Source organism: Ruegeria sp. YKSD163, assembly GCF_059612905.1.
In genome coordinates, this window is the sequence record NZ_JBXWRM010000006.1 from 147,091 (window position 1) to 156,526 (window position 9,436).

Genomic DNA, 9,436 nt, shown 5'->3' on the forward strand with positions numbered 1-9,436 from the left:
GACTCTGTGGAAGAATGAACAGTGGCGGGTGTCAGGCCGAAATGGTCACGAAGCCGCTCAGCTGGCTGCGCAGGGCCTGGCGTATATCGGCCGAAGGGATCGGCAGGCGCATCAGGATCGACCCGTCCACGTCGCAGATCTCCAGGTAGTGCTCGTTGAACCGGGCCGCGCCCAGGCTGTCATAGCTGCGGCGCAGGATGGTCTGGGGACGGCCGCGATTGTTCTTTTGCAGCACCCGAACCTCGCGCCGGATCGGATCGAAATAGGCGTCGGGCTGGTTGTCCTGATGATGGATCATCAAAAGCGCCAGACCACAAAAGAAGAAGAACAGCGAAACGCCCAGCTTCATCAGCGCCGCATCGGCACTGTTCTCCGAACCGGGCAGCAACCACATGGCGGCGGCGCCGATCACCAAAGCCGTGCCGATCACCCGAAAGATCACGGTGCGCAGCGGCCAGTTCGGGGCGAAAGTGATCATCAGCGGCACCGTCTCTTCAAAGGACGGAAGCGGCATACGGTTGCGAAGCGTCTGTTGCTGTGCCACGTGCATTTCCTGTCGCGCTCCCTGCGCCAGTTTCTCCGCCGGGTTGTGTCCGACAGGGTTAACGATCGATAAACAATGCGACGGGAATGCGGCAGGCTCGGGGTAATTGAGCGGCATGACCCCTTGTACAACCCACAAGTGCGTCGCAGCCAAGCCCCTTGCCCCCGGCGCGCAGGCGTGTATATGGGGCCATCCTTTCACAGAATTCGTGAACCGCGCAGTCTCTCGTGGCAGGGCCGTGAAAGGATCAAGGGCCCCGCCTATGAAATGCGCCTAGATAGAAAACAGGAGATCGCATGCCTCTCTACGAGCATGTCATGATTGCGCGTCAGGACCTGTCCAACACGCAAGCCGAAGGCCTCATCGAACATTTCGGTGCCGTACTCAGCGACAATGGCGGCAGCCTGGTCGACCACGAGTACTGGGGCGTCAAGACGATGGCCTTTAAGATCAACAAGAACCGCAAGGGCCACTATGCCTTCCTGCGCACCGACGCGCCCGCGTCCGCCGTGCAGGAAATGGAACGCCTGATGCGCCTGCATGACGACGTGATGCGCGTTCTGACCATCAAGGTCGACGAGCACGCCGAAGGACCCTCGGTCCAGATGCAGAAGCGCGACGAGCGCGACAGCCGCCGCGAACGCCGCTAAGCCCGCATTAGGAAAGGACATCAAGTTATGGCCGCTAAACCGTTTTTCCGCCGTCGCAAGGTGTGCCCCTTCTCGGGCGACAACGCACCCAAGATCGACTACAAGGACACCAAGCTGCTGCAGCGCTATATCAGCGAACGCGGCAAGATCGTGCCCTCGCGCATCACCGCCGTCTCGGCCAAGAAGCAGCGCGAACTGGCCCGTGCCATCAAGCGCGCGCGCTTCCTCGCCCTGCTGCCCTACGCCGTGAAGTAAGGAGATAGGCACATGCAAGTTATCCTTCTCGAACGCGTGGCGAAGCTGGGCCAGATGGGCGACGTCGTCGACGTCAAGCCGGGCTACGCTCGCAACTTCCTGCTGCCTCAGAGCAAGGCGCTGGTCGCATCGGATGCGAATATCGCCCAGTTCGAAGCGCAGAAAGCCCAGCTCGAAGCGCGTAACCTAGAGACCAAGCAGGAAGCCGAGGCCCTGGCCGAAAAGCTCGACGGTCAGCAGTTCATCGTGATTCGCTCGGCATCGGATGCCGGCGCGCTCTATGGCTCGGTCACCCCGCGTGACGCCGCAGACGCCGCCACCGAGGCAGGCTTCTCGGTCGACAAGAAACAGATCGCCCTGATCGCTCCGATCAAGGAACTGGGTCTGCACAGCGTCACCGTCCGCCTGCACCCCGAGGTCGAAGTCGCGATCAACCTGAACGTTGCCCGCTCGCCCGAAGAGGCCGAGCTGCAGGCATCGGGCAAGTCGATCCAGGAACTGGCCGCCGAGGAAGAGGCCGCCGCTGAATTCGAGATCGCCGAACTTTTCGACGATATCGGCAGCGCCGCCTCGGACGACGACGATCAGGCCCCCGACTCCAGCGACGAAACCGCCTGACGGACTGCCCGCAAGGGACAGGAACAAGATCGAAAGGCCGCGCCATCCGCGCGGCCTTTTTTCTAGGCCGACGCCACGGCACTGGCTGTTATCCGCCCATCTGGGCAGGGCCGGTCGAATTCTCTCTTCGCAGACCGCCCCCGAGCGGGTATTTGCCTCGGGGACTGACGCGACCAAGGAGCCCTCGATGCCGCTGACCCGCCGCGCCCTCTTGCTGACCGGCCTCGCCCTTCCCATTGCCGCCTGCGGGCGCGAACCGGAACCGGCAGCGGCCTTCAACCCGCCTCTCTTTCCCAACGAGACGCCCGAGCTGCGTGCCTCGATCAACCGCTGGGCCGATCACTATGAACTTCCGCGCAACCTGGTGCACAAGCTGGCGATCCGCGAAAGCACCCACCGGCCCTGGGCGGTAAACAGGCCCTATTACGGGTTGCTTCAGATCCTTCCCGCCACCGCCCGCACCATGGGGTATCGCGGCGCCCCCGATGGGTTGCTCGATGCCGATACCAACCTGAAATATGCCGGCAAATACCTGCGCGGCGCCTGGCTTTTGGCCGACGGTGACCAGGACCGGGCGATCCGCTTCTATGCTTCGGGCTATTACTACGAGGCAAAGCGGCGCGGCATGCTGGTAGAGACCGGACTGCGCCCAGCCTCTTGACGCCACGTCAACAGTTTTCGAATTTTGCAATCCGGACCGAGTGGCGCAAGGATAGCTCTCCGGCCCGCACCGTTGGGCGTCTCGATACCTGAAGGCCAACAAATCCCTTCGCTTCCAGACAGTTCCAACCGGTCGTGGACAAATGCAAACACTGGAAGCTGATCAATTTCCGGCGCGGCCAAGCTGTTGATACCAAATTATTAGTAGAACCGGACACTTCGAAAAACCGCCTCAACGTCACCGCAACTATAACATGAAAACCGTTGCATCCATGCTCGCGTTCGGGCAATCTCGCCGTGAAAGGGGCGAGTGCGATCCAAGCTTGCCGGTGCAATACCTGCCGGAACCGGAATATTGGCACTCGTAAAAAGTATGAACGCAACAGGTGAAGGTATGGATACAGTCGATACCGTAGTAGGGCGCCGCATCCGCGCCAGACGTTCGGCGCTTGGCCTCAGCCAGGCCGAGCTTGGTCGCGCGATCGGTGTGCGGTTTCAGCAAGTTCAGAAATACGAATCCGGTGCGAACAGGGTCAGCGCATCGCGGCTTTGGTCGATTGCCGAAGTGCTCGATGTACATATCAGTCATTTCTTCGAGGGCATTCAGGCACCGGAATCCGGCGTGATCGACGGCAGCGATGCGCCCGTCGACCGGCTGATGTTCCTCAAGGATCGCGACTCTGTCGAAATGGTCGAGATCTATAGCAGCTTGCCTCCGGCGCAAAAGCGTGCTGTTCTTGCCTTTGTCAGAACGATGGCGTTTGATACCCAAGCGTCCGAGGAGAAGGTCCCCGGATAGAATATCGTCCGCCCTGTTCAGACTGAACAGGTGCAGTGTATGGATATTGTCGATCTCGGAACTCTGCCCAAGTCGGAAGCCGTCTATTCGGACTTCCTTCTACAAGTGCGCGAAAAGCTCGAGATGGACCACGCCGCCTATGCCGGGTTGAACCCGGCTGCAGGTGCGATCCACGGCTATGTCACCTATAGTGACGAGTGGAAGCTCCATTATCAGGAGCAGGGCTTTCACATGATCGACCCGACGCTGCACATGAGCCAGCGCAGCATCGCCCCCGTCGACTGGAGCCGCCTGGAGCGAAGCAACGATTTTCGCCGTGTCTTTCGTGATGCCCATGACTTCGGTATCGGCGATCAGGGTCTGACAATCCCGGTTCGTGGCCCCTATGGCGATGTAGGCCTGCTCAGCGTCACCCGCGAATGCTCGACCGAGGAATGGCACAAGCTGGTGCGCCACGTGATAGGTGATCTGCAATCGCTGGCCGTGCACATGCACGACACGGTGATGAGTTCGGACATGCTGGGCCGCATCCTCTATCACCCGTCGCTCTCGACGCGCGAGGTCGAGATCCTGCAATGGGTGGCTGCTGGCAAATCGCAACAGGATATCGGTGACATTCTTTCGATCTCGCACCGCACCGTCGAGGTGCATCTGCGCTCGTCCCGCGAGAAACTCTGCGCCTTAACGACCGCACAGGCTGTCGGGCGGGCCGTTGGGCTGGGTCTGATCTACCCCGGCTGAACCATCCAGTACCTTTTTTCCGCCTCTACGGGAAACCCCCAATAGTCCTGAGCCCCAACTTGGGTAACGATTGGTTCACCGAAATCCACTCGTAGGGGGAAACAAATGATCATCGTGATCGACGCTTTGAACAAGCATCTTTTCGATGGAGTTCTGGATGACATGTTTCGGTTGCGTGCCCGAGTGTTTGGTGATCGTCTGGGATGGGATGTAACGATCGAGGATGGCAAGGAGATCGACCGTTTCGATCACCTTGATCCGGCCTATGTCGTCGGGCTTGACGACGACGGAAATGTGGTGGCGGCGGTCAGGGCGCTTCAGACCACCGGCCCGCACATGCTGGCGGATGTGTTTTCTGACATCCTGTGTGGCGAGCCGCCGATCCGTAGTTCGACCATGTGGGAATCGACCCGGTTCTGTGTCGACACTCAGCGCCTGAACCGAGGCAAGGACCGCAACTCGGTCTCATATGCCACCTGCGAACTGATGATCGGCTCTCTGGAATATGCCCGCCGCGCCGGGATCAGCGACATTGTCACCGTCATCGACCCGGTGATGGACCGGGTGCTCAAGCGGTCGGACAACGCGCCATACGACTATGTCGGCAAGACCGTTCCGATGGGCAAGGTACCGGCGCTGGCCGCCCTTCTTGATACCGGGGAAGAGCGCGTCGAACGCGTTCGCCAGTTCGCGGGGATCGCCCATGACGTGTTTCTGAGCGATGACGAAGCACTGGCCCTGTACAACCGTGCCCATGCCAGGGACGACGAGGACGCGGCCAGCGCCACTCCGCTGGAACGCTATCTGAAGGAGCAGATCCAGGCCGCCGTGGGCGAGGAGGAGCTGAAGGCCGTACAGAGCCTGATTGAGGCACTGGCAGGCTCGCTTGACCCGCGTCGCAAGCAGGGGCTGCTGGACACGCCGAAGCTGGTCGCTCGCGAAGCCTGAGCCACTCCGAACACCAACCACATGCGCGACAAAAAGGCCGCCCGAAATCTCGGGCGGCTTTTTGAGTTTTCAAGCCGGGAGGATGCGGTTTATTCCGCGTCCAGCTCTTCCAGGGCCTTTTGCAGATCTTCCTTGCTGATCTCTTTCTCGGTCACTTTGGCCTGGGCCACAATGTGGTCGACCACCTTGTCCTCGAAGATCGGCGCGCGCAGCTGCTGCTGCATCTGCGGGTTCTTCTGCACGAATTCAAAGAACTGGCGCTCCTGCCCCGGATACTGGCGGGCCTGGCCCAGGATCGCCTGGGTCATCTCGGCATCGGTCACCTCGACCTCGGCCTTCTGACCCAGTTCGGCCAGCAGCAGTCCCAGGCGCACGCGACGCTCGGCCAGTTTGGTGTGCTCTTCGGTCGCTTCGATCTCACCGTGGTTGTGGTCGTGAACCTCGGGGTTTTCCTCGTGCCACAGCTGATGCGCGATCTGCTTGGCCTCGGCGTCAACCAGGCTCGGCGGCAGATCGAACGAGACCTTGACGTCCAGCGCGTCCAGCAGGCCACGCTTCATCACCGCGCGCGAAGCACCGGCATATTCGGCTTCCAGACGCTCGGCAATCTGGGCCTTCAGCGCCGCCAGATCCTCGGCGCCGAATTTCTTGGCCAGTTCGTCGTTAATCTCGGCAGCAACCGGTTCCTTCACCTCTTTGATGGTGCAGGTGAACACGGCTTCCTTGCCGGCCAGATGCTCGGCGCCGTACTCCTCGGGGAAGGTGACGGTGACGTCTTTTTCCTCTTCGGCCTTCACGCCCACCAGCTGCTCTTCGAAGCCGGGGATGAAGCTGTTGGAGCCCAGAACCAGCGGGTAATCCTCGGCCGAGCCGCCTTCAAACGCCTCGCCGTCGACCTTGCCGACGAAATCCATCACGACCTGGTCGCCGTCCTTGGCCTTGGAACCCTTGCGGCGCGCTTTGAAATCCTGCGCGGTCTCGGCCAGGTTGCCCAGCGCCTCTTCGATGGCGGCGTCGTCTGCCTTGACCACCAGTTTCTCCAGCGCGATGTCGCTCATGTCGATCTCGGGGATCGCGGGCAGCGCCTCATAGGACATCTCGACATGCACGTCGTCGCCCTCTTTCCAGTCCTCGTTGGTCATCTTGACCTCGGGCTGGAGCGCGGGGCGGTCACCGCTGTCCTCGAAATGCTTGTTCATGGCGCCGTCGATGGTTTCCTGCATCGCCTCGCCCAGCAGACGCTGGCCGAACTGCTTTTTCAGCAGCGCCATGGGCACCTTGCCCTTGCGAAAGCCCTTCATCTCGATCTCGGGCTGCGCCTCGACCAGCTTTTCGTTGACCTTGGCGTCCAGCTCAGCCGCGCTCACAACGATGTTGTAGCCGCGTTTCAGACCTTCGTTCAGCGTCTCGGTAACCTGCATATGGTAGTCCCCATAGGATTCTGGGCGCACGCACCGAGGCGCGCGCCATGCACAATTTGTGGCCTTCTATTTGTCCCGAGAGGCCGGTGCAAGGGGGTAGTGCCGCACGGGCCCTTCAATTGGGGGTATGAGACAAAAAACACGCCCCGGGCCAGCCGGGGCGTGTCGATGTCAGACGGTCACGAACCGATCAGAAGCGCCAGCGCGCGCCCAGCACGATGGTGCTGAGGTCCTGATAGCTGTTGGCCGCGTCGTCATATTCATAGTCCTGATAGGTGAAATAGACGTCGGTGTTATAGGCCTCGACCCGCTGCGCGATACCCACGCCCCAGCCCTTGGTCTCTGAGCCAGCGACATTGAAGTCCGACCCGTCATAATAGTGCACGCCGACGCCGGTCTTGCCGAACGAGAACCAGTCGGCGTCATAGGCGACCTTGAAATACAGGTAATCGGGATCGCTGGCGCCTGCGGCGTCGTTGTCGCGGGTGCCGCCCGCAAAGGTGAAGCTGAGCCCGTTCTGAAGCAGGACCGAGGCCGAACCCACCACATCGGAACGATCAACGCCATTGTTGTCGCGCACCTGATAGGCCAGGCCCGCATCCAGCTGCACGCCACCGGCGAACTCGCCCGAATAACGCACCGCTGCGTCGTAGTAATCCGACTGGTCGGCGGTGTTCAGGACGTTCTCGCCATACGCGGCCGAGAAGGTGAACCCGGCGATCTCGGGACTGTCATAGCGGATACGGCCGCGGCGCGAGCCGTCGAACGTGTCGAGCGTATCGCCCACCGCCGGACCGGACAGAACCCCGGCCGTATCGCGGAACAGGAAGGCCGCATTGGCATCGGCAAGGTAGGAATACAGCGCCACGCCCACATAGGACAGGTCGGATTCGGCGATGCCATCGGCCGCCATGCTGCCCTGACCCAGCGAGACCTTGCCCCAGTCACCTTCGAGCGAGAAATCGATATGGCGCAGGTCGTCCCGGGTCCAGCCGCTGAAATTATCGCCCAGCTGGTTGGTCTCAGTCGAGTTGGGCAGGCCCAGCCCGGTCTCGAACCGGAACCGAAAGGTGTTGTCGCCAAAGGGCTGCGTCAGGCGCAGACCCAGACGGCTGCGCGACAGGTCGTTGTCGCGGATCTGGGTTTCGGTCTGCTGGCCGTCATCGACCGAGATCAGGGCCGGGTTGAACTGGCCATACAGCCGGACCGAACCGCCGGACTGGTTTTCATAAAGCAGCTGGGCCGATGCGGGCGCGGCCAGAGCCGCCGCCGCCAGGGCCAGAGCCGAAGTGGTTCTGAGTGTGGTGATCATCTTCTTTCCCATCAGATGGATGAAACGCGGTTGCGTGCCCTCTGATGTGGTGGGGAGGGGTGACGGTTCCATATGCGCGCCCCGGCCCGTGGCCCGCGCGTTGCATCGCTGCTACGCGGCGCGACTCGAGAAAAAGAAAAAACTATTTTATTACATATAGATAAGAAAGTAACGCGAATGCGAACAGCACGTGAAATTCAAAAAAGCGCCCTGCGACATGCCAGCTTTCTGCAAATGCGATGTGCGTTTTTGCACCCATCTCACGCAAGAGTGACGCCCGCCCGCCCCTTGACGGGGACGGGCGGGCGCAAACCCATCGACACCGGATCAGAATTTCCAGCGAGCGCCGAACAGGAACGCGTCCACATCCTGATAGGCAGTACCTGGATCGGACAGTTCGTGATTGCGGTAGCCCAGATAGACTTGGGTGTTGATGCTGTCGAAATTCTGGTTGATGCCCAACCCCAAGGACTTCGACTCGCGGCCGGCCAGCCCGAAATCGTTCCCGTTGTAGTAATCGATCGCAAACGAGGTCATGCCGACCGAAAGGAACTGCGTCTCGTACCCGGCCAGAACATAGGTATAGTCACCGCTGTTCTCGCGGCTGCCGCCAGCCACGGCAAAGTTCAGACCCGAGCGGAACTTGACAGCGACCGAGCCGAACGTGTCGTCGCGGTCGACGCCACCGCTGTCACGACGGGAAAATCCGATGCCGCCCTTGACCTTGGTTCCGTCGAACTCGCCCGCATATTTCAGCGCGATGTCGTAATACTTGTCGCTGTTGCCCGGGGTCAGCACGTCGGTACCGGCCGCGACCGAAACAGTGAAGCCATTGAAACTGGGCGTGTCGTACCGCACGCGTCCCTGGCGCCCGCCATCCAGGCTGGGATTGACCGACCCGATGGCGACGCCCGACAGCGCCCCGGCGGCGGTGCGGAACTGGAAACTACCGGCAAAATCGCCGATGCCGTTATACGTGGTCATGCCATTGTTGTTCAGCGTGATGTCCGCGACGCCGTCGCTGGCCATCGACCCCTGCCCCACATAGATCGTACCCCAGCTCTCGCTGGCATAGGAAAAGTCGATCTTGCGCAGGTCGGTCCGGTCCCAATCTGCCCCCTTGGGTGTGTTGGTCTGGCTCACCCCACCCGACGAACGCAGGCCAAGCGCGGTTTCCAGATTGAACTTGAACGTGCCCTGATACATGGGCTGCACCACCCACAGGCCGACGCGGGTGTTGGAATGGGCGTTGTCGACAAAGGTATCCTTGCTCTGCACCCCGTCATCGACCGACTGCCAGGCGGGCGAGACCTGCCCGTAGATCTGAACATATCCACCAGAGGCATTATCCCATTTCAGTTCTGCCGCGGCCGGAACCGCGGTGATCGCGGCCAGCAGCGCCGCACCAGTCGCTGTTTTGATCTGTTTCGTCATATCGTGTCTCCGTTGAGGAGGTTGCTCATTATCCCTCTTCAAATGGAAAAAAGG

Annotated in this window: 11 protein-coding genes; 7 read left to right on the forward strand and 4 right to left on the reverse strand. The window is 61.0% G+C overall.

Going from position 1 to position 9,436, the window contains the following annotated elements; translation table 11 throughout:
* Window positions 1-31: 31 nt before the first annotated feature.
* Window positions 32-550, reverse strand: a complete 519-nt coding sequence (locus tag AC2FNA_RS10365) for a hypothetical protein (RefSeq protein WP_496826228.1) — start codon at window positions 548-550, stop codon at window positions 32-34.
* Window positions 551-840: 290 nt separating this feature from the next.
* On the opposite strand from AC2FNA_RS10365, the gene rpsF reads away from it, so the two are divergent.
* The 7 genes from rpsF to AC2FNA_RS10400 all read left to right on the forward strand — a co-directional run bounded on the left by rpsF (window position 841) and on the right by AC2FNA_RS10400 (window position 5,215).
* The gene (gene rpsF, locus AC2FNA_RS10370; protein WP_496826230.1) at window positions 841-1,194 is read left to right on the forward strand and encodes a 30S ribosomal protein S6; all 354 of its coding nucleotides are present in this window, start codon (window positions 841-843) and stop codon (window positions 1,192-1,194) included.
* Window positions 1,195-1,221: 27 nt separating this feature from the next.
* Entirely contained in the window at window positions 1,222-1,449 is a 228-nt protein-coding gene (rpsR, locus tag AC2FNA_RS10375) for a 30S ribosomal protein S18 (RefSeq protein WP_008328567.1), read from the forward strand.
* 12 nt (window positions 1,450-1,461) lie between these two features.
* Complete coding sequence (gene rplI, locus AC2FNA_RS10380; RefSeq protein WP_496826232.1) at window positions 1,462-2,067, forward strand: 50S ribosomal protein L9; 606 nt, start codon at window positions 1,462-1,464, stop codon at window positions 2,065-2,067.
* 187 nt (window positions 2,068-2,254) lie between these two features.
* Window positions 2,255-2,728, forward strand: a complete 474-nt coding sequence (locus tag AC2FNA_RS10385; RefSeq protein ID WP_496826234.1) for a lytic transglycosylase domain-containing protein — start codon at window positions 2,255-2,257, stop codon at window positions 2,726-2,728.
* 372 nt (window positions 2,729-3,100) lie between these two features.
* Window positions 3,101-3,526, forward strand: coding sequence for a helix-turn-helix domain-containing protein (locus AC2FNA_RS10390; RefSeq protein WP_496826236.1), 426 nt, complete (start codon window positions 3,101-3,103; stop codon window positions 3,524-3,526).
* A 39-nt stretch (window positions 3,527-3,565) separates the two neighbouring features.
* Window positions 3,566-4,267, forward strand: a complete 702-nt coding sequence (locus AC2FNA_RS10395) for a LuxR family transcriptional regulator (RefSeq protein ID WP_496826238.1) — start codon at window positions 3,566-3,568, stop codon at window positions 4,265-4,267.
* A 105-nt stretch (window positions 4,268-4,372) separates the two neighbouring features.
* Entirely contained in the window at window positions 4,373-5,215 is an 843-nt protein-coding gene (locus tag AC2FNA_RS10400) for an acyl-homoserine-lactone synthase (RefSeq protein WP_496826240.1), read from the forward strand.
* An 89-nt stretch (window positions 5,216-5,304) separates the two neighbouring features.
* On the opposite strand, the gene tig is transcribed toward AC2FNA_RS10400, so the two are convergent.
* The 3 genes from tig to AC2FNA_RS10415 all read right to left on the reverse strand — a co-directional run bounded on the left by tig (window position 5,305) and on the right by AC2FNA_RS10415 (window position 9,382).
* On the reverse strand, window positions 5,305-6,636 hold the full coding sequence (tig, locus tag AC2FNA_RS10405; RefSeq protein WP_496826242.1) for a trigger factor: 1,332 nt from the start codon (window positions 6,634-6,636) through the stop codon (window positions 5,305-5,307).
* 190 nt (window positions 6,637-6,826) lie between these two features.
* Window positions 6,827-7,948 carry a porin gene (locus tag AC2FNA_RS10410; protein WP_496826244.1) on the reverse strand — a complete coding sequence of 374 codons (1,122 nt, stop codon included), beginning with the start codon at window positions 7,946-7,948 and terminating at the stop codon, window positions 6,827-6,829.
* A gap of 327 nt (window positions 7,949-8,275) precedes the next feature.
* Window positions 8,276-9,382, reverse strand: coding sequence for a porin (locus AC2FNA_RS10415; protein ID WP_496826246.1), 1,107 nt, complete (start codon window positions 9,380-9,382; stop codon window positions 8,276-8,278).
* Window positions 9,383-9,436: the final 54 nt, after the last annotated feature.